Below are 22,759 nucleotides of genomic sequence, written 5' to 3' on the forward strand. Positions count from 1 at the left end.
ACTCCAATTATGAATGATATTATTGCTTATTTTTCCACCATTCCATCATCACACCGAAGCTTAATTCTTGTGGGCGGAATCACAATTTTTTGGTTACTTGAAAATGCTTTTCCGCTTTTTAACTTCACGTATAAGAAATGGCAGCATGCTGGAATTAATATCTTCATGACCTTTACGACCATTGTAGTCAATTTTTGTCTCGCATTTATTTTATTGAAAACTGCTGATTGGACTATTGCCAACAATTTTGGGATTCTACAATGGCTGCCTGAAATGTCTTTATGGATTTACGCTTTCATCGGATTGCTTTTATTGGATTTAATTGGTGCCTATTTGGTACATTTAGTGGAACATAAAACCAAAGTTTTATGGCGGTTTCATTTGATTCATCATACGGATACTTGGATTGACACCACAACTGCAAACCGGCATCATCCTGGCGAAAGTGTGATTCGGTTTACCTTTACGGCATTAGGTGTTTTAATTATTGGGAGTCCCATGTGGCTGGTTTTTCTGTATCAAACCTTATCGGTTGTGGCCACACAATTCAATCATGCTAACATTTCACTTCCGAAAAAAGTAGACACTATTCTGAGTTATTTCATAGTTTCTCCAGACATGCATAAAGTACACCATCATTATGTTTTGCCGTACACGGATAGTAATTACGGAAATATATTTTCAATTTGGGACCGGCTTTTCGGGACTTTCATGACACTGCCAAAAGAAGAAATCATCTACGGAATCGACACTTACCCCGATCCGGAAGACCACAATGAATTAAAAAGTTTATTAAAAATACCCTTTCAAAAACCACCATTGAAAGAAATTAGGTGAAAAGCATAAAAAAAATGACCTTTTGAGAAAATCTAATTATTTTTTTTCTTAATATTGGTATCAAATTAGAAATGTAATTTATTAATCATTAACAACTTATTTGAATTAATTTTCACGTGATGAAAAAGAGTAACCGAAAAGAATTGAACTGGGAGCAAACAGAAAAACTTGTTACAATGGCTTTAGAAGAAAAAAATCCTTTTGAAATCATAAAAAAAGAATTTGGTCTGGCAGAAAAAGAGATTCTTGAGATAATGAAAAAGAAGATGCCGGCAGAAAAATTTGAAATGTGGAAAAAGAAAGCTACTGCAAATAAACCAAAACCAAAACCCGTTAAAATTGATGATTTTGATGAAGACTTGGATGGTAAGTATTATATAAAAAACAAACTAGATTAAAATGAAACTCCTGAAATTCGGGAGTTTTTTTTTAATAATTAATTTAAGAAGATCAAAAAATCAAAAGTCCAACTTTAAGCTCTAACTTTAAAAATTAATTTTAAAGATTAATTTTAAAGATTAAAATGAGAATCTTCACTTAGCAATAACGATTTTTTTATTTCAAATTTTAAAACAGTAATTAAAAATAATTATTCATAAATTTTTACGAATATGTTTTCATCATTCAATAGAATAATTCAACCAAAAAATGGATTAAAAAAGAGAACAAACAATACGATTAAAAAGAAATTTAATCGCATTGTTTGTTTTTTGTTAATGAGTACTTATTTCATCAATGCTCAAAACACTGACAATGCGCTTCAAGGCTATTATGTTGCACAATCGGACACCTTAATGTATTCTCATTTTGAGTTTGACGGAAACGGAAAAGTTGATATCATGGGAATGGGAAAAGGAGATTATTTTACAAAAGGAGATTCCTTAATTATATTTCCTGACAAAAGTATTTTTAAGTTTAAAATTAAAGAAAACTCATTAATTGGCACATCTGACTGGGTCAGCAATGGGGTTTGGACTAAAAAAGACACCTTAGTAATCAATAATAGAAAAAATGAAAATTCAGCAAAAAAAACAGCGGAATTACTTCATGAATATTATCGCATCAATAAAAACATGAATCAGTTAGAATTACTACTGGATAACAATATAATCAATCATACTGCTAAAATAAAAGACCTATGCGACAGAGGGCTAGGAAAAGCTTGTTTAGATAATTTTGGACTAATTCTCGTGAATGATTATGGAGGTATCGCTTCATTATTAAACACTGACAGCAATAATGAATTTAAAAAAATAACCGAAAACCCTGAAATAATTGCTTTAGGAAATAAAATTATAGCAATGGGGGAAATGGAAGGACACACCGTTTTAGGCTCCTATTATTATCTAATTGGAGAAAAGAATAAAGCTAAAATAGAATGGGAGAAAGGGGCAAAAAAAGGAAGCATGAAATCTTCCTTAGCCATTTACGAAGTAGAATTTGAAAAGGAAAATAATGAAAAATAAAATTTCAAAAACTAAACCCCATAATCAGCAGTCCCATTTTTAACATAAATCCTGAACACCTTGTATTTTGTAGTCATCTTATAAAACGAACTCAAAACAATTTAATCTCTTGAATTAATTATGGTTTCACTAACATCCGAAGACGGTACATTTATTTTCGAAATTAAAGGCTGGCATAAAATATGGGCACTAGAAAGTAAAATTAGGGTTACCAAAGAACAAATCATTAAAGCTTATCAAAACAAAGAAGAGCTTACGTTTTGGAAAGGCTTTAGAATGCCCGGTACAGAAATTCCAGGTTATATAGCCGCTGGAACATTTTACCAAAAAGGCAGGAATTTCTGGGATGTGATGAATAAAAACAACGCTATAATTATCGAATTAAACAATCATTACTATAAAAGACTGATTATCGAAGTTGAAAATCCGGGGGAAATGCTGCAATTATTAAATACATCGTATAAATAACGCGTACCAGAAAAACCTTCTCATAAAAACACAATAACTGTAACAATTTAGTAGTCTGAAAGACTTATCTAAAAATATAATTAACAAAAAATGAAAAGAATACTTTATTCACTGGCATTTGCTTCGATACTTTGGAGCTGTAAAACTGCAAGCCCGAGCGTCACTGCTGTTGCAAAAGAACAAGTAGACGTTGCCATCAATTTGAACGATGTAAAAGATGACAAGGTTATGGTAACTATTACCTCGCCTAAAATCAATACCGAAGAAGTGACATACAGCGTTCCTAAAATTGTACCAGGAACGTATTCAATTGATGATTACGGAAAATACATAGAAGATTTCAAAGCATTTGACAGCAAAGGAAACCTGCTTGCAACCACAAAAACTGATGACAACACTTGGAATATCAAGAATGCGAAATCATTAGTAAAAATCACTTATTTAGTAAACGATACTTTCGATACTGAAAAAGGGGGCGGTTTTGGTCAAAATGATATTTTTTCTCCTGCGGGAACAAACATTGATGCGGGTAAAAACTTCATGCTGAACATGCATGGTTTTGTGGGTTATTTCCAAGACAAAAAAGATTTCGCATACACTGTGAGCATCTCACATCCTGAAACGCTTTGGGGTGCGACTTCAATGACTGATTTGGATACAAGCGCTACCAACGATATTTTTAAAACGCAGCGTTATGCTGAATTAGTTGAAAATCCTGTTATGTATGCAAAACCGGACTACACTACTTTTATAGTAGATGGAATGGAAATCCTGATTGGTGTTTATTCTCCTACCGGAAAAGTAACTGCAGAAAGCATTACTCCAGAAATGAAAACGATGATGATCGCTCAGAAAACGTTTTTAGGAAAAATTAATGCTACTAAAAAATATACTGTTTTACTGTATTTATCCAGCATGACGCCTACTGACGCAAAAGGGTTTGGAGCTTTGGAACATCCTACAGCTACAACAGTAGTTTTACCTGAAATGATGCCTAAATCAGAATTGGTTAAATCAATGAAAGATGTGGTTTCACATGAATTTTTTCATATTGTAACTCCTTTAACGATTCATTCTAAAGAGATTCATTATTTTGATTACAACACGCCTAAAATGTCAGAACATTTATGGATGTATGAAGGTGTAACAGAATATTTTGCGAACCTTTTCCAAATAAACCAAGGGTTAATTACGGAAGAAGAGTTTTATGCGCGTATGGCAGAAAAAATTGAGCATGCAAATGCTATGAATGACACGATGCCTTTCACAACAATGAGCGCAAATGTATTGACAGAACCATACAAAGCCCAATACTTGAACGTGTATGAAAAAGGTGCACTAATTGGAATGTGTTTGGATATTATCATCAGAGAAAAAAGCAACGGAGAAAGAGGAATTCTTGATTTGATGCAAAAATTATCTAATGAATATGGCGCTTCAAAACCATTTAATGATAATGAGCTTTTCGCTAAAATTACTTCATTCACCTATCCTGAAGTGGGAGCCTTTTTGGGTACGTATGTTTCTGGTACAACTCCAATTCCTTACGAAACTTATTTGGCTAAAGTTGGGGTGACAAAATCTATGGAAAAAGTACCTGGAAATGTATTCTTAAAAGGACAAATACCATACATTACCGTAAACCAACAAACAAAAGAAATCTTTGTAATTCCTAATATGGAGTTGAACGCTTTTTACACCAATTTGGGTTTAAAAGGAGGTGATATTTTAGTATCCATTAATGACAAGCCGTATTCATTGGACAACATTTATGAAATGATTACGGAAAGCCAAAACTGGAAAGAAAACGACGCTATCACAATTAAAATAAAACGTGATGGTAAAGAACAAGTAATCAATGGGAAAGTCAAACTTCCTTATGAAGAAAAAGAAGGACTTAGAGCAACTGATGCAACAAAAAAAGCGTTGAAAGATGCTTGGTTTAAAGCATAATTGCTGAAATAATTTTGAGAAATCCCAAACTAGAAAAGGTTTGGGATTTTTTTGTAAAATTTGGATGCGTTACCAAAATCTTTCCAACAATTTTCTTTATTTTGCGCCAAAATACAAACACCAATTAAATCGCAATCGTTCTAATAAAATTAGAACAAAAATGGCGATTCCCTATCCAAAAACAAATTTTAACTACTCATGAAAAAAACTATTATTGCATTCGTTACGCTTATCGTGTTAGCATCTTGTAACCAGAATGAATCTAAAGGCAATGTTCACATTACCGGAAATATTAAAGGATTAAAAAAAGGTACCTTATACATTCAAAGAATCGTGGATACTACATTGGTTGCCATTGACACCATCAATATTGATGGGAGTGCTGCTTTCGAAAGCAATCTTGATCTTAAATCACCAGAGATGCTTTATTTGTTCTTGGACAGAGGCGTGAGCAATTCTATAGACAACAATCTGCCTTTTTTTGCTGAACCAGGTAACATAACTATCGAAACCAGTTTAGACCATTATTTATCGGATGCCAAAATTACTGGGTCAAAAAATCAGGAAATATTTGAAGAATACAAAAAAATCAATACTCGTTTCACAGATGAAAATCTCACACTAATTGAAAAAAAATTCAATGCCATCAAAAGTCAAAATACAAAAGCAATAGATAGCTTAACTGCAAAACAAGATTCGAATATAAAAAGAAAGTATTTATTTGCCACCAATTTCGCATTAAACAATAGAAATTATGAAGTGTCACCTTTTATCGCACTATCTGAGATTTACGATATCAACGTGAAATACTTAGATACAATCCAAAAATCAATGTCTCCAAAAGTGGCAAAATCACTTTATGGAAAAAAATTAACGGAATATGTAGCCAAAGTTAAAAGTCAAAAATAATTCATTAGGAGATTTATTTTTAAATTAAGCCGTAGAATAAAAAAACCATCTTGTTGTTAACAAGATGGTTTTTTTGGTTTAGATCCTATCTATTATAAATAGATTAAAATATCAACCTCAATCTAATTAGCTGCACTGTCTATGCATTATTAAAAGCAATTCCTGTAACAATCATCCCTACAAACATTAAAAGGTATAAAGAAAAAACTACTAATGTCATAATTCCAATATATTTATAATGCGATTTTAGATATCCTAAAGAAGCAGTCAATGTTTCGGAATCGTTATTTTTGAATGCCGCTTTAGCATTTGAAGCAAATTTATTTAAGTAATATACCGGAAAGAAATAAAGCACCGCAATTAAAAAGTAAACAAAAGCCATTACCACCCCAAAAGAAGATCCCATGGCTCCCATGGCAGGATTCATCTTGCCCATAGCTGAGAACAATGTCCCGGCAAATAAAGCAGCAAAAATAATAAAGCCAATTCCTATGTAACCAAGAATCGATAAAAAATAGGCCCACTTTGCTGTTTCCTTCAAAAAGTCTTTTGCAGACTCACTTAGTTTCATCTCGAAACTTTCAATAACTGAATGCTCTTCCATTATGTATTAATTTTAGGTTAGATTTCAAATTTAACAAAAAAATTAGCACATTACGTAAAAACACAATTAAATTGTTATTTTGTTTAAAACAAAAAACCACCTAACAAAAGTTAGATGGTTTTATTAAGAGCCGGCGGAGGGACTCGAACCCACGACCTGCTGATTACAAATCAGCTGCTCTAGCCAACTGAGCTACGCTGGCGACTCATTACGGGTGCAAATATAAGTCTGAATTTCTATTTTCCAAAACAAATTCAAACTTTTTTTGCTTTTTTTTTAACTACAATTCGTTGATTTTAGCAATCAATTGATTAGCAGTTTGTTCCAATTCAACGTTGATTTGTTTGAAGTGAGCTTTTTTATCTTCTACCTTTTTTGCATTCACTTTTGTGATTAAAGCGTCAAAAGCAGCGATAGCTTCATCGATTAAAGCATTAGTTTCTGTTGTTGGTTTTCCTGTAGTAGAAATTTCGAACAAGTAAACTGCTTCAATAATATCTCCTAAAACGTAGTTGATGTCTTTTTTTAAATTCTTAACGTTTGCCATTTTTATTTTTTTAAAATTTGAATTTTAATTTGCGTCTGCAAAAGTACACATAATCTTTCTATTACCGACTATGAAATGTAAATTTCTAAAATCGATGCTTTTCCATTGAGAATGAATGCATTCATTGCCGCAGGAATTAAAACAGTATCTCCTTTTATATATTGAATTTTTGAGTGGTTGTATTCTATTTCAAAGGATCCCTCAACACACATATAAACCGTAAAACTTTCGCCTGATTTAGAAACTGAAATTGCTCCGTCTAAAGGAATAAAATTAGTGGTAAAATAAGGACAATCAACCACTGTATTGGACTGATTGCTATTAGTGGTATATGATTTTTTTGCTTCTACCTTATTGTAGTTTATAGCCTCCAAAGCCAAATCAACATGCAATTCTCTGGTATTCCCATTCGCATCTACTCGGTCAAAATCATACAATCGATAGGTAATATCTGAAGTTTGTTGAATCTCAGCTACCACAATTCCTGCACCAATAGTGTGAACAGTTCCGGTTTCTAAAAAGAAAACATCACCTGATTGTACTTTTACATCATCCAGAATAGAGAGTAAAGTTTTATTTTTTAGGTTTTCTAAATATTCAGCAGCATTTGAATTTTCTTTGAAACCTACAATAATACGAGCATTATCATCTGCTTGCATGATGTACCACATTTCAGTTTTCCCAAAAGAATTATGACGTTTTTTTGCCAATTCATCATTAGGATGAACTTGTATGGACAAATCCTCGCGTGCATCTAAATATTTGAAAAGTAACGGAAATTGTTTTCCAAAACGAGTATGAACAGCAGTTCCCAAAATTTCATCAGGGAACGAATTGATTAATTCAGTCAATGATTTTCCCTTCCATTCTCCGTTTGCAACAATACTTACGTCGCCTTCTACGGTAGACAGCTCCCAACTTTCTCCTGTGATATTTGAAGTAATTGGTTTATGAAGTAGCGTTTTTAGTTTTTCGCCGCCCCATATTCTTTCTTTTAAAATGGGCTCAAATTGTAAAGGATAAAGTTTCATTCAAATGTTTTTTTTCGAAGTCCAAATGTATAAAAAATCCATATTGTTTCCGACGTAAATAGATTTCCATTTACAGAAACCAGTAAATAACCAAAAAACAAAGTGTAAGTCGGAATCCGTCAGTAATGGATTCCAGTAGCTTCCAGCAATAAATTACACTAATTTTTTAATGGCCTCTAACGCTTTGGGAATATGTTTTGTAGCCAGCATACTGTCAAAAATCATTTGAACCACTCCATTTTTATCGGTTACATAGGTCACTCTTCCCGGAAGCAATCCGAACATTCCGGTGGGAACACCAAAAAGTTTTCTGATTTTTTTATCTGAATCTGACAAAAGAATAAAAGGAAGCTTGAACTGCTGAGCAAACTTTTGATGTGAGCCAACACTATCACTGCTAATTCCTATCACTTCCGCACCAAGATCCTTAAAATCCTCATACTGATCTCTAAAACTGCACGCTTGCGCGGTACAACCCGGCGTGTTGTCTTTTGGATAAAAATAAATAACGAGCGGTTTACGCCCCACTACAGTTGCACTATCAAAATCAATTCCATTAGTATCTTTAGCTGTGAAATTGGGAATTGTATCCCCTACTTTTAGTTCCATTATTCTCCTCTATAGGTTACAAAATTACGAGGCGTTTCATAAAGGACCACTTCTAATTCAAATTCAGGCTTGATTCTTTTTCTGATTTTATTCCAAATAACCACCACAATATTTTCGGCGGTAGGATTCAAATCCTGAAATTCCGGAACATCCAAATTCAGATTTTTATGATCAAACTGATTTTCGACATCTTCTTTAATAATATCACTCAAAAATTTGACATCCATAACATATCCTGTTTCAGGATCTATTGCTCCCGTAACACTAACAATCAATTCGTAATTATGTCCATGAAAATTAGGATTATTACACTTACCAAAAATCGCATCGTTTTGCTCAAACGACCAATCTTTTCTGTATAATCTGTGAGCCGCATTAAAATGGGCTTTCCGCGAAATGGTAACTTTCATAAAATTTATGAATTAGAGGTTATTTGAGGCCAAAGGGCTTTTATGTTCTTCCAAAAAGTGATAAAACTCATCGAAAATTATTTTGAACCAAACGGTGTAAAATGCAGGATGAAGCTCCATATCAATTTTCACATCCTCAATTTTCATCCATTTCCAATCCTCAACTTCCTCCGGATTGATAACTGGTTCCTCATTATAATAGCCAATCATCACATGATCAAGTTCATGCTCTGTCAAACCATTATCAAAAGGTGCTTTGTAAATAAAATGAAAAAGTTCTTTGAGTTCTGTTTTAAAACCCATTTCTTCAAATAATCTTCGGCTTCCTGCCTGGACATTTGTTTCTCCCTCGCGCTGATGACTGCAACACGTATTGGTCCACAATAAAGGGGAATGGTATTTTTGATGTGCCCGCTGTTGCAACATGATTTCGTTTTTGCTGTTTAAAACAAAAACCGAAAAAGCACGATGCAAAACCGCTTTTTCATGTGCTTCAAGCTTAGGCATCAATCCTATTTGCTCATCCTTCTCGTTAACTAATATTACGTTTTCTTCTAACATATCAATGTATTTCAGGTCAAAAATACAAAAAAAGAAATGGTATCTGAAGGGTTTTTGAAATTGTGAAAAGTTTAACGAGTGTTGAATATCCTAAAATTCTAATTTTATATTGTCAAAAATACGCTGCTTATTTACAGATTATTAAACTCTAAAATTTTAAAACTAAAAACAATAATTTTTCGTAAATAATGAGAAGTCAAATTGGAATAAAAATAAAATTCAATTGCAAAGTAAGCGACATTTTAAAATTTAAAACTCTTTTACATTTGTGATTCAAATACTAAAAAAAATGAAAACAAGAAATCACGTACTAAGCATGTTATTTGTAATCCCGCTTTTCATGTTCACAGCTTGTGCGCAAACCACAAAAAAACAAGGAAACACAAAAAAAACAGTCGCAATGGAAAATACTATTAAAAAACCCGGAAATCCGTATTATTCCAATACGGATACAACAAAACTCAACGTAAGTGATGCCGAGTGGAAAAAAGTATTACCTGAAGATGTGTATGAAGTGACGCGTAATGCAGATACAGAAAGACCTTTTACAGGAAAATATTGGAATACTGATGACAAAGGAACCTATTATTGTGCCGCTTGTGGGAACAAACTATTTCGTTCCGGTGCTAAATTTTCAAGCAATTGTGGCTGGCCAAGTTTCTTTGAACAAGACAATAAAAACAGTGTGGTTTATAAAACCGATAATTCTCTGGGTATGGAAAGAATCGAAGCACTTTGCGGAAGATGTGACGGGCACTTAGGGCATCTTTTTGATGATGGGCCGGAACCAACCGGAAAAAGATACTGTATGAATTCCATCGCGCTTGACTTTATTCCTGATACCAAATAACATGAAGAAACTACTTTTAGTGTGCCTTTTGGCAACAACCAGTTTGTTTGCCCAAAGTAAAGCACCAAAGCAATCCAATCTTGAATCCATCACTTTAGCCGGCGGTTGTTACTGGTGTGTGGAAGCCGTTTATGAAAATTTAAACGGAGTACAATCAGCTATATCAGGCTATGCAGGCGGTAAAAATGCAAATCCTACCTACGAAGATGTGTCTACGGGAAGGTCCGGTTATGCCGAAGTAGTTCAGATTACTTACGACAAAAACGTAACGAATCTGGATGAAATTTTCAAAGTTTTTTTTACGGTTCATGATCCAACTACGCTAAACCGTCAAGGTGCCGATGTAGGTACACAATATCGTTCTGCCATTTTTTATAAAAATGAAGTTCAAAAGAAAGCTGCACAAACAGTTATCAATGACCTTAAAAAAGCTAAGATTTATGATAGTCCAATAGTGACAACAATAGAACCTTTGACCAAATTTTACAAAGCAGAATCCTATCATCAGAATTACTATGAGAATAACAAAACACAGCCATATTGCCAGATGGTAATTCAACCCAAAATGGAAAAGTTTGAAAAATTATTTAAGAGCAAATTAAAGAAGCAAAAATAAATTCGTAAGCTACCGCCTTGTTGTAACAAACAAGGCGGTTTTTTTTTATATTCTACTCACAGAAAGATACTTTAGGCCATTATTTAAAATTCCCTTCAGGCAAAATAATTTTGCTATATTTGTTTCAAACCAACTTTATTTAGTACCAAAACAGACTAAATGTTAATTGAAATAAAGCTGTTACCCAACCAAAATTTAAACCACAACTAATGAAAAAAACTATTCTTTTTGCTGGCTTATTTACGTATTCTATTTTTGCTGCAGCACAAAATTCCGATCTAAAAACCAAAGTGGCTCAAAAAGCAGCATCTTTAGAATCTAAAGTCAGTTCTTGGCGAAGAGATTTTCACCAAAACCCCGAATTAGGCAATCGAGAATTCAAAACAGCCGAAAAAATAGCGGTGCATTTGCGATCGTTGGGTATAGAAGTACAAACTGGCGTAGCCAAAACTGGTGTTGTAGGTATTTTAAAAGGAGGAAAACCCGGTCCCGTAGTCGCTCTTCGAGCCGATATGGATGCATTACCCGTAACCGAAAGAGTAAATATTCCTTTTGCTTCCAAAGCAATGGGAGAATATAACGGTCAGCAAGTAGGCGTCATGCATGCATGCGGACACGATTCGCATATTGCCATGCTGATGGGAACAGCTGAAATCCTCGCTTCTATAAAAAGTGAATTAAAAGGAACAGTAAAATTCATTTTCCAACCTGCAGAAGAAGGACCGCCCGAAGGTGAAGAAGGTGGAGCTGCATTAATGGTTAAAGAAGGTGTTCTGGAAAACCCAAAAGTTGATGTGATCTTTGGATTACACATCAGCGCAGAAACCGAAGTCGGCAAAATCAATTACCGACCAAAAGGAGCCATGGCGTCATCGGACTGGTTCAAAATAAAAATAAAAGGAAAACAGTCCCACGGAGCCAGCCCATGGCAATCCATAGATCCTATTGTTACGGCTTCCCAAATAATATTGGGATTGCAGACTATCGTGAGTCGCAATGTAGATCTCACAGAATCAGCAGCTGTGGTTAGTGTCGGGAAAATCACATCCGGTGTGAGAAGCAATATTATTCCAGAAGAACTTGAAATGGCCGGTACAATTCGCACATTAGACAAAAAAGTACAGGAAATGATTCACAACCGAGTGAAACAAATAACCACCAACATTGCAGAAAGTGCCGGAGCAACCGCTGAAATAAGCATTACAAAACAAACATTGATCACGTACAACGACCCAATACTAACCGAAAAAATGCTACCAACACTGGAAGCGGTGGCTGGAAAAAATAATGTGGTATTAACACCCGCAGCAACTGGAGCAGAAGATTTTTCATACTATCAAGACAAAGTTCCTGGACTTTTCTTTTTCCTTGGTGGAATGCCAAAAGGCAAAAATCCTGCGGAAACAGCCTCACATCATACACCTGATTTTTATATTGACGAAGGTGGTTTTGTGTTAGGAATGAAAACTATGTCCGAATTAACCATCGATTATATGAAAATGAATGCTAAAAAATAATTTCGAGCAAACAGAAAATTTTAAAGAACTACAACCGAAAAGAGATTTTCGGTTGTAGTTCTTTAAATTAACAAACCACTGATTTATAATGTCTTAAATTATTTTTAGTTTGTTTTTTAATAATTCTACCTCGGTCTTTCATATTTATATTCACTGCAATATGGCGGTAAAGTTGTGACGAAAAGCTTCATAGTGAATTTTATGAAGAAGGTTGTAAATAAAAATATTAAAAACATATTTAAAAAAAGAAAAAAAATCCTTTGATCTCATCTTAGAAAAAGCGGTTGATCAAACAATTAAAAGAAAAATATTATATTTTAAAAAGTTTGCTATTAAAAATAAGTAGGGGAAAAATAAAGTTATATAGACATAAAACGAGAAAGGAAATAAAAAATTAATCTGTAGAAATGATTTTAAAAAGAAATAAATTCTCAATTTTCGCAAACAAGTTAAAGTCTATCAATACAATGAAAAAATTATTTATTCAAAACAAACTAGATACAAATTAGGATGAACTATCGGAACTACTTGGGAAATGGTACAATTATAACACCACGATTATCCATTTAAAAAAAAATACTACCACCAAAAAGGATTCAACACAAACAAATCATCTAAGAATCATACAAGTAACAATGAACTTATAGAGAATTACTATTCAGAAAAATAAGTGTTATATACCCGGTGAGACTTTAGTGTAAAAACAAGTACTTCAAAGTACTAAAGAATAAATTTGTCAAGAAACGCTATCTTAAACATACTTTAAATTGAATCGTGACTAGCGTAAAATCGAGTCTAAACAATGCTTCAGACAATACATTTATGCATTACAACCGATAACGATATCGGCACGAGATTAATAATGAGAAAATACCCCAATGCCGCTGCAAGTATCTACTCCGCTACTAAACTTTCCAAGTATGCTAATAATCTGGATAATATCCCCCTACTATTTTCACTCGTTAAATTTTTTTCGACTTTTTCAAATTCGTTAAAAGTAGAAATAAAATAATTAATGATATAAAATTAAGAAGGTTAACAACAATACTTTTCTTTTATTCACAAAAAAGTTTAATTATATCATTTTTAAAATAAGAAGTATTAGCCCCAAAAATTTGGTTAACATAAAAATTACAATAACACCAAAGTGTTCAATTTTACAATACGCATTCAAATATGACAATTCTTCTTGATTTCTATTTATTCAAAATCGCCCCAATCATCAATGCACATTTCTCGCCATCAATAGCGGCGGATATGATTCCGCCTGCATAACCTGCGCCTTCTCCACAAGGATATAGACCTTTTATTTGAACATGTTCATAGGTCAATGGATCTCTTGGAATACGCACTGGTGATGATGTTCTTGATTCTGGAGCATGAAGTATGGCTTCATTTGTCAAATAACCACGCATCGATTTTCCAAATTCAGTGAATCCTTCTCGCAAAATTTGCGTTAAAAATTCAGGAAAAACCTGTCCCATTTCTACTGAAGTCGTTCCGGGAACATATGACGTTTTAGGAATATCCGACGAAACTCTGTTTTGTGTAAAATCAATCATGCGTTGCGCAGGAACCTTTTGGCTTTCACCAGCCAAGTGCCAGGCGCGTTGTTCGATACTTTTTTGGAATTCCATTCCAGCCAAAGCACCAAATTTAGCAAATGGTTTAAAATCTTCCAGTTGCAATTCGATTACAATTCCAGAATTGGCAGTAGCCTGATCTCTTTTGGATGGTGACCAACCATTGGTAACCACTTCACCGGGACTCGTAGCACAAGGTGCAATCACGCCGCCAGGACACATACAAAAGGAATACATTCCCCTTCCTCCTACTTGTTTCACGATAGAATACGGAGCTGGAGGTAAGAATTCCCCACGATAATCACAACTATACTGAATACTATCAATTAGCGATTGTGGATGTTCTGCCCTGACGCCCAAGGCAAAAGGTTTGGCCTCGATAAAAATCTGTTTTCGATCCAATAATTCAAATATATCACGAGCCGAATGGCCTGTGGCCAAAATAAGTTTACTAGCAAGAATCGTTTCCCCTTTGTGAGTAACTATACCCTGCACTTCATTGTTTTTTATTAAAATATCAGTCAATCGGGTTTCGAACAAAACCTGTCCGCCACATTCGATAATTTTCTCTCGAATGTCCTGAATGATTTGTGGTAATTTGTTGGTACCAATATGAGGATGCGCTTCAATCAAAATATCTTCCGAAGCTCCAAAAGCGACAAACAATTCCAAAACGCGCGTTACATCACCTCTTTTTTTAGAACGGGTGTATAGCTTCCCGTCCGAGTAGGTTCCTGCTCCGCCTTCGCCAAAACAATAATTGGAGTCTTCATTTACAAGATGATCCACATTGATGGCTTTCAAATCTCGACGTCTGCCTCGGACATCTTTTCCACGCTCAACAACAATTGGTTTCAAGCCCAGTTCTATTAATTGCAAAGCAGCAAAAAGTCCTGCAGGTCCAGCGCCAACAATAATTACTTCTTGAGCTCCAGCCACATTACCATAATCTGGAAGTTGTATTTTTTGCCCTTGAAAAGGTTCTCCTTTCAAATAGATTATAACCTTAAGATTTATTTTTATCGCTTTTTGACGAGCATCAATCGATCGTTTTAAAATAGAAACATGCTGAATTTCATTTACAGGAACGGCAATTTGTTTCGATAAATGATTTTTCAACAACAAATCATTTGCTGCAATTTCTGGAGAGACTTGTAATAAGAGTTCTTGAGGCATTTTTTTAGATTATTCGATTTTAGATTATTTGAATTTTAAAAAGGTATAAAATAATCCAGGTACAAAAGTAGTATTTTGTACTGACTTCTTGTTATTGAAAGAAGAATCCATTTTCAAATTCTCAAATTTGCCTATTTTCGAATTAGACTTTGTAACTTTGGTGCTTTAAATCTATGAACCATTGAACCTCATAAAATGTCTAGAAAAATAAAACTGATTTGGGATTTCCGTGGACCAGCATCCGCAAAAACAGCTGAACACCATGAAATTCATTTGAAAGAATACATCGCCATTGAAAAATTACCGTTGAATATAACTGGCTTCGAAATTCAAAGCGAGATGCAAGCCATCGCTTTTATGGTTGTCACCGATGAAAATATGATTCAGGTTCGCGATGCTTTGAAACCGCATCGAGGAGAGTTGTATACAGCCTAAAGTCGTAAAGTCAATGCTCAAAATGTAAAAAAACACTAAACAGGCTAAAATTTTTGACTTTAAGACTTTAGACTTTATGACTAATTTGCTACTTCACTGATGAATTTAATTCGCATCAAACGCAATTCATCAATATCATAATCCCCTTCAAATTCCTTGAGTGCGTTTTCTATATTATCGGATTCAGATTCCATGAAATAATCGTGAATTTCTTCCTGCTGATCATCATCAAGCATATCGTCAATCCAATATTTGATATTCAGTTTGGTTCCGGAATACACAATTTGCTCCATTTCTTTAATTAGAGCATCCATGTTAATTCCTTTGGCGGAAGCGATATCATCCAATGATAATTTTCTGTCGATATTTTGAATAATATAGAGTTTATTTACGGAGTTAACCCCGGTAGATTTAACCACTAAATCCTCAGGACGAATGATGTCATTTTCGGCAACGTATCGGCTTATTAATTCTAAAAATTCCTTGCCGTATTTTTTAGCTTTTCCTTCTCCAACCCCATGAATATTGATTAATTCTTCTTGGTAAATCGGATATTTCAGAGCCATATCTTCCAGTGATGGATCTTGAAAAACTACAAAAGGCGGAACTCCAACTTTTTTGGCTACTTTTTTACGCAAATCACGCAACATACCCATCAGAACTTCATCAGCAACTCCTGTAGATTTTGAAGCCGTTACAATAGCCTCGTCTACGGTCTCATTATATTCATGATCTTCGGACATCATAAAGGACTCACGGTTTTTAATAAAATCCAATCCTTTCTTAGTAATTTTTACAATACCATAGGTTTCAATATCTTTAGATAAAAACCCAGCAACAAGAACTTGTCGCAATAAGGCCATCCAGTACTTTTCATCATGATCTGAACCACATCCAAAAAAAGATTGTGTATCTGTTCTGTGTGCTTTAATCACTGCATTGACACGACCAATCAAGGTAAAAACAATTTCTTTTGATTTGTATAAATGCTTCGTATCTCGAACTACTTCCAGTAGTTGTACTACTTGGTCTATGGCTTCGACTTTTGTTTTCGGGTTACGAACATTGTCATCCATATCAGCGCCTTCACCATTAACATCATCAAATTCCTCTCCGAAGTAATGAAGAAGAAACCTCCTTCTGGACATAGACGTTTCGGCGTAAGCTACGACTTCCTGCAACAAAGCAAATCCAATTTCCTGTTCGGCAACGGGTTTCCCCGACATGAATTTTTCTAATTTTTCAACATCTTTATAGGAGTAATAGGCTAGACAATGACCTTCACCTCCATCACGACCGGCACGACCCGTTTCCTGATAATAACTTTCCAATGATTTAGGGATATCATGGTGAATTACAAAACGAACATCCGGCTTATCAATTCCCATCCCAAAAGCGATTGTTGCCACTACCACATCTACATCTTCCATTAGAAACATATCCTGATGTCTGGCACGGGTTTTAGCATCTAACCCAGCATGGTACGGAACAGCACTTATGCCGTTTACCTGCAAAACTTCGGCAATAGCCTCTACTTTTTTGCGGCTTAAACAATATATAATACCGGACTTCCCTTTATGTTGTTTGATAAAACGAATAATATCCGATTCGATATTCTTCGTTTTAGTACGTACTTCATAATATAAGTTAGGTCTGTTGAATGATGCCTTAAAAGTAGTCGCATCAGTCATATCTAAATTTTTTAGAATATCTTCTTGTACTTTTGGCGTAGCAGTTGCAGTTAAACCTATAATGGGCACATCTCCCAGTTGCTTGATAATGTGCTTTAAGTTTCTATATTCTGGTCTAAAATCATGTCCCCACTCTGAAATACAATGAGCTTCATCAATAGCTACAAAAGATATGGTAACGTTTTTTAGAAAGTTCACGTATTCTTCCTTAGTCAAAGACTCTGGAGCAACATACAATAACTTCGTCAATCCGGAAGTAATGTCTTTTTTTACTTGGGCAATTTCAGTTTTAGTAAGAGAAGAGTTTAAAACATGGGCAACGCCATTTTCAGAAGACAAACTTCTAATGGCATCCACCTGATTTTTCATCAAAGCGATTAAAGGCGATACTACGATAGCAGTACCTTCCTGAATTAAAGCGGGCAATTGATAACAAAGTGACTTTCCTCCTCCAGTGGGCATAATAACAAATGTGTTTTGCTTATTAAGAAGACTTTTAATGACTTGTTCTTGCAAACCCTTAAATTGGCTGAAGCCAAAATATTTCTTTAATTCTTTGTGTATATCAATTTCGTTTGAATTCATTCTTTATTATGTGGTATTTTGTATAAATTTGCAACACCTAAAGGTACAAATTTCTTTTACACATACAAATTTTAATCATTCTGTTTTGATCACTAAAGAAAATATATTGGCCAGTGCCAAAAAAACCATTTTATCGGAAAGTAAATCGATTGCAAAACTTACTGATTATCTGGATGAAAACTTCATCGAAGCTACTCAAAAAATTTACAATTCTAAAGGAAGACTAGTAGTTACAGGGATTGGAAAAAGCGCAATTATTGCTCAAAAAATGGTTGCTTCTTTTAATTCTACAGGAACGCCTTCGCTTTTTCTTCATGCTTCAGAGGCCATTCATGGAGATTTAGGAATGATTCAAAACGAAGATGTCATTATTTGCATTTCAAAGAGTGGTAACAGTCCGGAAATAAAAGTCCTGATCCCTCTCTTAAAACGTTTTGGAAACACTTTGATTGCAATAACCGGAAACATGACCTCCTTTTTGGCTAAAGGTTCTGATTTTGTTCTCAACACCACAGTAGATGCCGAGTCTTGTCCGAATAATTTGGCCCCAACAAATAGCACTACCGCACAGTTAGTGATGGGTGACGCAATTGCCGTTTGCCTGATGGAAATGCGCGATTTTAAACCCGAAGATTTTGCCGTCTACCATCCTGGAGGCGCATTGGGTAAGAAATTATTGTTGCGTGTAAAAGACATGTTAGAACACAGCCTAAAACCTATGGTTGCTCCGGAAGCTCCTATTAAGAAAGTCATTTTCGAAATTTCTGAAAAACGTCTTGGTGTAACTGCCGTGGTTGAAAATGACAAAGTAATTGGAATTATTACCGATGGTGACATTCGAAGGATGCTAAGTGACAGAGATACTTTTGCCGATTTAACTGCAAGAGACATTATGACAAAAAATCCAAAAACAACTTCTTCGGACGCTATGGTAGTGGAAGCATTGAATATAATGGAAGATTTTTCCATCACGCAATTAGTAGTTACAGACAATACTGAATACAAAGGCATATTGCACTTACACGATATTTTAAAAGAAGGAATACTATAATGGCAAAAAAAAACTTAAACGAAATGTCGTTTTTAGATCATCTTGAAGAATTAAGATGGTTATTAGTTCGAAGTACAATTGCAATATTAATTTTGGCTACCGTCACTTTTTTCATAAGTGATTATATTTTTGATGTCATCATTTTTGGTCCAACAGATGCTAATTTTATAACCTATCGATTTTTTTGTGACTTGTCCAATCAATTGGGTTTTGCCGAAAGCATTTGCGTAACCGAAATGCCTTTCATTATCCAAAATACGAATATGGAGGGTCAGATTAACGTTTTAATTTGGACGTGTATAACAGCCGGATTTATTCTTGGTTTCCCATTCATCCTATGGGAAGTTTGGAAATTTATAAGTCCTGCATTATATGATACGGAGAAAAAACACGCTAAACTTTTCATCTTTTCATCCTCCTTACTTTTCTTTTTGGGCGTACTCTTCGGTTATTATGTAATTGTGCCGATGTCTGTCAATTTTTTCGCTACATTCACCATCAGTGATGTTGTAAAAAACCAATTTAGTATTGATTCTTACATTGGATTAGTAAAAACAAGTGTGATCGCTTGCGGATTGTTTTTTGAATTACCAATAATTATCTATTTCCTGACCAAACTAGGATTAGTAACACCGGATTTCTTAAGAAAATACTGGAAATATGCCGTAATTATCATTCTGATTGTGGCCGCAATTGTAACGCCTCCGGATGTGGTAAGCCAAATCATTGTAACCATTCCGATGTTGTTAATCTATGAAGCGAGTATCTTAATTTCAAAAATAGTAGTAAAAAATCAAAAAAAAGTAAATGGCTGATATAATTGAAGAATTCAACGAGTACCGTTCTAAAATGAACGAAAAATTATTGGCAGACAATAATAAAATTGTAAAACGTATTTTTAATTTAGACACCAATGCATACGCCGCAGGAGCTTTGGATGTAAAAACCAAAGAATTACTGGGATTAGTAGCTTCGGCAGTTTTACGTTGTGATGATTGCGTAAAATACCATTTGGAAACCAGCCATAAAGAAGGTGTTACCAAAGAAGAAATGATGGAAGCTATGGGAATCGCAACACTTGTTGGTGGAACTATTGTAGTGCCTCATTTACGCAGAGCGTATGAATTCTGGGAAGCATTAGAAGAAAATGCAACCAAATAATTTGTTAAGAAACTAAATAGTTTAATCGGTTATTTGTTTATTTGACAAATAACCGATTAAAATGTTAAACGATTAAATCTAAGAACATGAAATTAAGAGCCGAAAATCTAATCAAAACCTATAAGGGGCGCAGTGTTGTCAAAGGCATTTCGGTGGAAGTAAATCAAGGTGAAATCGTTGGACTTTTAGGGCCTAATGGAGCTGGAAAAACAACTTCTTTTTATATGATTGTGGGATTGGTTAAACCCAATTCAGGCAACATATTTCTAGACGACTTGAACATCACGGATTACCCGATGTACAAAAGAGCACAGCAAGGAATCGGATATTTGGCACAAGAAGCTTCTGTTTTTAGAAAATTAAGTATTGAAGACAATATACTAAGTGTTTTACAATTAACTAAACTATCCAAAGCCGAGCAAGAAGCGAAGATGGAAAGCCTAATCGACGAGTTTAGCTTAGAACACATTCGTACCAACAGAGGTGATTTACTTTCCGGTGGGGAGCGACGACGTACTGAAATTGCACGTTGTCTGGCCACAGATCCAAAATTCATATTATTAGATGAACCTTTTGCAGGTGTTGACCCTGTTGCCGTAGAAGACATTCAGAGGATTGTAGCACAGCTAAAAAATAAAAATATTGGAATTCTAATTACGGATCACAACGTACAGGAAACCTTAGCCATTACGGACAAAACCTACCTGATGTTTGAAGGTGGTATCCTAAAAGCAGGTAAACCAGAAGAATTAGTAGAAGATGAAATGGTGCGTCGAGTATATCTTGGACAAAATTTCGAATTGAGAAAGAAAAAATTGGAGTTCTAGAATTTATGCCATTTACTTATACTACTTTGAAAAAAATTTAAATAGTTTTTAATTGTATTTACTGAAATTATAAATTTAGATAACTCTCTTAAAAAAGATCTCTATTTTTTTTACTATATGACTATTTGACTCAATATATTTGAGCTTTTTTTTAATTCACAAATTTTTTATTATTTGGGATATAGTTTTAAATTTTCCTTTTATAGAAAAAATCTCCTCCTCTAAACTAATTGAACTCCGTACTCTATTCTTAAATAACTATAGCACTGTCAATCCTAATTCTCCGCCGAGTTTTAATTCGTTTTTTTTACCTCAATCTAACTGAATTACATTCCTTTATCTTTAAAAGCTTTATCTTAAGTTTTCCACACTTGGTTCATAGATTAAAAATAAGATTTATTTCTTAACTTTCTGTGATGGCTAAATTAGCCTATCCAATCTTCTAATATATAATTCATCTTTATCAGTAAAATTATCATATTTTCAACCAAAGATAAATACAACTATTCTCTCTAAAAGTACTAGCCTTTTCTCACTACAAAAATTCCAATAAATGAGTGCTTGAAAGCGACAATTACGGATCAATCCTAAATTTTGTGGGGAAATATTAAAAAAGGGATATTTGCATTTGTAAATAAACACCGACGGCACATTCATACAGCGAACTTATTGAATTACTATTACCCGAATTTATAGTTGACTACTTCGAGTTAACCTCATATAAAAAAGGAGAAGACATACTTCATCTTTATTTAAGAGAGATTAATTCCATTCCTAAAGAATATCGTGAATATAAATTAAGTTCCAAAGTGATTTCAAAACCTGGGATCAACTAAAACACGCTGAGCAGTGGCTAATCTTTTCAGAAAACTTAGGCAAGTGTCTGTCTATAGATGAAACTTCACTCTCCAATGGCGAACTCTATACTATTATCACTAACAAAGCAGGAAAAGGAAAAAAAGGAAGTATAGTTGCTGTTATTGCTGGAACTAAAGCTGACACTGTCATTTTTTATTGAAAAAATCCCTCTGAAATTGCGCAGACAAGTCACAGAGATTACTCTTGACATGGCAGCAAACATGAGCTTAATTGCCAAGAAATGCTTTCCAAATGCTACACAAGTTACTGACTGATTCCATATTCAAAAACTAGCGTCAGAGGCTTTACAAGAAATCAGAATCAAACACCGCTGGAAAGCAATAAATAAGGAAAATAACGCCATAGAAAAAGCTAAAAAGCGTAATACAAAATTCGAACATGAAGTATTAGCCAATGGCGATACTCTTAAGCAATTACTAGCCCGAAGCCGCTATTTTCTATATAAAGACGACTCTAAATGGTCTAAAAACCAGAAAGACCGTTCCGCTTTATTATTTAATTTATATCCCGATATCAAAGAAGCATATGGCTTAGCTCAAGATTTGAGGAATCTCTTTAAAAAAACAACCGATAAAATTATTGGACTTTCAAGGTTAGCCAAATAGCATGAAAAAGTAAATCAATCTGGTTTCAAATCCTTTAATACGATCTCAAAATCTATAATGAATCATTATCAAACCATTTTAACTATTTTGATAAGAGAAGCACAAATGCTTCTGCTGAATCTTTCAATGCTAAAATAAAAGCATTTAGGTTGCAATTTAGAGGCGCGTTAATAACGTTGCGTTTTTCCTTTTTAGGCTAACTAATATCTATGCTTAATTTTTACTCCTCCACAGGTTTTCGGATTAATCCTTAATCACCCTCTTTTTTACAACCCCAGCATTTTTTTCGCACAAAAAAAGCCTATCTTTTCAGATAGGCTTTTCAAAGAAAGGCGACGACATACTCTCCCACATAACTGCAGTACCATCTGCGCAGGCGGGCTTAACT

Annotated in this window: 23 protein-coding genes, 1 tRNA gene and 1 pseudogene; 16 read left to right on the forward strand and 9 right to left on the reverse strand. The window is 34.3% G+C overall.

Features of this window, described 5'->3' with window-relative positions:
• Window positions 1-9 precede the first annotated feature (9 nt).
• From BC952_RS13625 to BC952_RS13650, 6 genes are all read left to right on the forward strand, one after another.
• A complete protein-coding gene (locus BC952_RS13625; protein WP_121366165.1) occupies window positions 10-837 on the forward strand; it encodes a sterol desaturase family protein in 828 nt (275 codons plus the stop codon).
• 119 nt (window positions 838-956) lie between these two features.
• Entirely contained in the window at window positions 957-1,235 is a 279-nt protein-coding gene (locus tag BC952_RS13630; RefSeq protein WP_066081282.1) for a DUF2805 domain-containing protein, read from the forward strand.
• Between the two features lie 213 nt (window positions 1,236-1,448).
• On the forward strand, window positions 1,449-2,303 hold the full coding sequence (locus BC952_RS13635) for a hypothetical protein (RefSeq protein WP_244200155.1): 855 nt from the start codon (window positions 1,449-1,451) through the stop codon (window positions 2,301-2,303).
• 120 nt (window positions 2,304-2,423) lie between these two features.
• Entirely contained in the window at window positions 2,424-2,771 is a 348-nt protein-coding gene (locus BC952_RS13640; RefSeq protein ID WP_121366166.1) for a hypothetical protein, read from the forward strand.
• 90 nt (window positions 2,772-2,861) lie between these two features.
• Window positions 2,862-4,724, forward strand: coding sequence for a M61 family metallopeptidase (locus BC952_RS13645; RefSeq protein WP_121366167.1), 1,863 nt, complete (start codon window positions 2,862-2,864; stop codon window positions 4,722-4,724).
• A 198-nt stretch (window positions 4,725-4,922) separates the two neighbouring features.
• A complete protein-coding gene (locus BC952_RS13650) occupies window positions 4,923-5,633 on the forward strand; it encodes a DUF4369 domain-containing protein (RefSeq protein WP_121366168.1) in 711 nt (236 codons plus the stop codon).
• 139 nt (window positions 5,634-5,772) lie between these two features.
• Here the strand turns inward: BC952_RS13650 and BC952_RS13655 are convergent, their stop codons facing one another.
• From BC952_RS13655 to idi, 7 genes are all read right to left on the reverse strand, one after another.
• Complete coding sequence (locus tag BC952_RS13655; protein ID WP_121366169.1) at window positions 5,773-6,237, reverse strand: hypothetical protein; 465 nt, start codon at window positions 6,235-6,237, stop codon at window positions 5,773-5,775.
• Window positions 6,238-6,365: 128 nt separating this feature from the next.
• Window positions 6,366-6,439: transfer RNA gene (locus tag BC952_RS13660), tRNA-Thr, on the reverse strand.
• 78 nt (window positions 6,440-6,517) lie between these two features.
• Window positions 6,518-6,784 (reverse strand): hypothetical protein, encoded by a 267-nt coding sequence (locus BC952_RS13665; protein WP_073209770.1) that lies wholly within the window; start codon window positions 6,782-6,784, stop codon window positions 6,518-6,520.
• A 68-nt stretch (window positions 6,785-6,852) separates the two neighbouring features.
• Window positions 6,853-7,815, reverse strand: coding sequence for a type I phosphomannose isomerase catalytic subunit (locus tag BC952_RS13670; protein WP_121366170.1), 963 nt, complete (start codon window positions 7,813-7,815; stop codon window positions 6,853-6,855).
• 153 nt (window positions 7,816-7,968) lie between these two features.
• Entirely contained in the window at window positions 7,969-8,424 is a 456-nt protein-coding gene (locus BC952_RS13675) for a peroxiredoxin (protein ID WP_121366171.1), read from the reverse strand.
• Window positions 8,424-8,834, reverse strand: a complete 411-nt coding sequence (locus BC952_RS13680; protein ID WP_113635284.1) for a 6-pyruvoyl trahydropterin synthase family protein — start codon at window positions 8,832-8,834, stop codon at window positions 8,424-8,426. Before BC952_RS13680 ends, BC952_RS13675 begins: the two co-directional genes overlap by 1 nt.
• Window positions 8,835-8,846: 12 nt before the next feature.
• On the reverse strand, window positions 8,847-9,395 hold the full coding sequence (gene idi, locus BC952_RS13685) for an isopentenyl-diphosphate Delta-isomerase (protein ID WP_121366172.1): 549 nt from the start codon (window positions 9,393-9,395) through the stop codon (window positions 8,847-8,849).
• Window positions 9,396-9,684: 289 nt separating this feature from the next.
• On the opposite strand from idi, the gene msrB reads away from it, so the two are divergent.
• The 3 genes from msrB (at window position 9,685) to BC952_RS13700 (ending at window position 12,378) form a co-directional block, all read left to right on the forward strand.
• Window positions 9,685-10,245 carry a peptide-methionine (R)-S-oxide reductase MsrB gene (gene msrB, locus BC952_RS13690; RefSeq protein ID WP_121366173.1) on the forward strand — a complete coding sequence of 187 codons (561 nt, stop codon included), beginning with the start codon at window positions 9,685-9,687 and terminating at the stop codon, window positions 10,243-10,245.
• Window position 10,246: 1 nt separating this feature from the next.
• Window positions 10,247-10,861, forward strand: a complete 615-nt coding sequence (msrA, locus tag BC952_RS13695; RefSeq protein WP_121366174.1) for a peptide-methionine (S)-S-oxide reductase MsrA — start codon at window positions 10,247-10,249, stop codon at window positions 10,859-10,861.
• Between the two features lie 209 nt (window positions 10,862-11,070).
• Entirely contained in the window at window positions 11,071-12,378 is a 1,308-nt protein-coding gene (locus BC952_RS13700) for an amidohydrolase (protein ID WP_121366175.1), read from the forward strand.
• 1,196 nt (window positions 12,379-13,574) lie between these two features.
• Here BC952_RS13700 and BC952_RS13705 read toward each other — a convergent pair.
• Window positions 13,575-15,137, reverse strand: a complete 1,563-nt coding sequence (locus tag BC952_RS13705; RefSeq protein ID WP_121366176.1) for an NAD(P)/FAD-dependent oxidoreductase — start codon at window positions 15,135-15,137, stop codon at window positions 13,575-13,577.
• A 195-nt stretch (window positions 15,138-15,332) separates the two neighbouring features.
• On the opposite strand from BC952_RS13705, the gene BC952_RS13710 reads away from it, so the two are divergent.
• A complete protein-coding gene (locus BC952_RS13710; RefSeq protein ID WP_091171797.1) occupies window positions 15,333-15,572 on the forward strand; it encodes a hypothetical protein in 240 nt (79 codons plus the stop codon).
• A gap of 80 nt (window positions 15,573-15,652) precedes the next feature.
• Here BC952_RS13710 and recQ read toward each other — a convergent pair whose 3' ends face one another.
• On the reverse strand, window positions 15,653-17,848 hold the full coding sequence (gene recQ, locus BC952_RS13715; RefSeq protein WP_121366177.1) for a DNA helicase RecQ: 2,196 nt from the start codon (window positions 17,846-17,848) through the stop codon (window positions 15,653-15,655).
• A gap of 85 nt (window positions 17,849-17,933) precedes the next feature.
• Here recQ and BC952_RS13720 point away from each other — a divergent pair, with 85 nt between their 5' ends.
• The 6 genes and pseudogenes from BC952_RS13720 (at window position 17,934) to BC952_RS15205 (ending at window position 22,571) form a co-directional block, all read left to right on the forward strand.
• The gene (locus tag BC952_RS13720) at window positions 17,934-18,899 is read left to right on the forward strand and encodes a KpsF/GutQ family sugar-phosphate isomerase (RefSeq protein WP_167445793.1); all 966 of its coding nucleotides are present in this window, start codon (window positions 17,934-17,936) and stop codon (window positions 18,897-18,899) included.
• Window positions 18,899-19,714 carry a twin-arginine translocase subunit TatC gene (gene tatC, locus BC952_RS13725; protein WP_121366178.1) on the forward strand — a complete coding sequence of 272 codons (816 nt, stop codon included), beginning with the start codon at window positions 18,899-18,901 and terminating at the stop codon, window positions 19,712-19,714. Before BC952_RS13720 ends, tatC begins: the two co-directional genes overlap by 1 nt.
• Entirely contained in the window at window positions 19,707-20,060 is a 354-nt protein-coding gene (locus tag BC952_RS13730; RefSeq protein WP_072990064.1) for a carboxymuconolactone decarboxylase family protein, read from the forward strand. The genes tatC and BC952_RS13730 overlap by 8 nt, the downstream gene beginning before the upstream one ends.
• Window positions 20,061-20,146: 86 nt before the next feature.
• Entirely contained in the window at window positions 20,147-20,887 is a 741-nt protein-coding gene (gene lptB / locus BC952_RS13735) for an LPS export ABC transporter ATP-binding protein (RefSeq protein ID WP_121366179.1), read from the forward strand.
• Window positions 20,888-21,921: 1,034 nt separating this feature from the next.
• Window positions 21,922-22,371, forward strand: a pseudogene (locus BC952_RS13740) (ISL3 family transposase).
• Window positions 22,372-22,421: 50 nt separating this feature from the next.
• A complete protein-coding gene (locus tag BC952_RS15205) occupies window positions 22,422-22,571 on the forward strand; it encodes a transposase (RefSeq protein ID WP_279629649.1) in 150 nt (49 codons plus the stop codon).
• Window positions 22,572-22,759: the final 188 nt, after the last annotated feature.

Origin of the sequence: Flavobacterium limicola (assembly GCF_003634755.1) — a bacterium.
Lineage (GTDB): Bacteria > Bacteroidota > Bacteroidia > Flavobacteriales > Flavobacteriaceae > Flavobacterium > Flavobacterium limicola.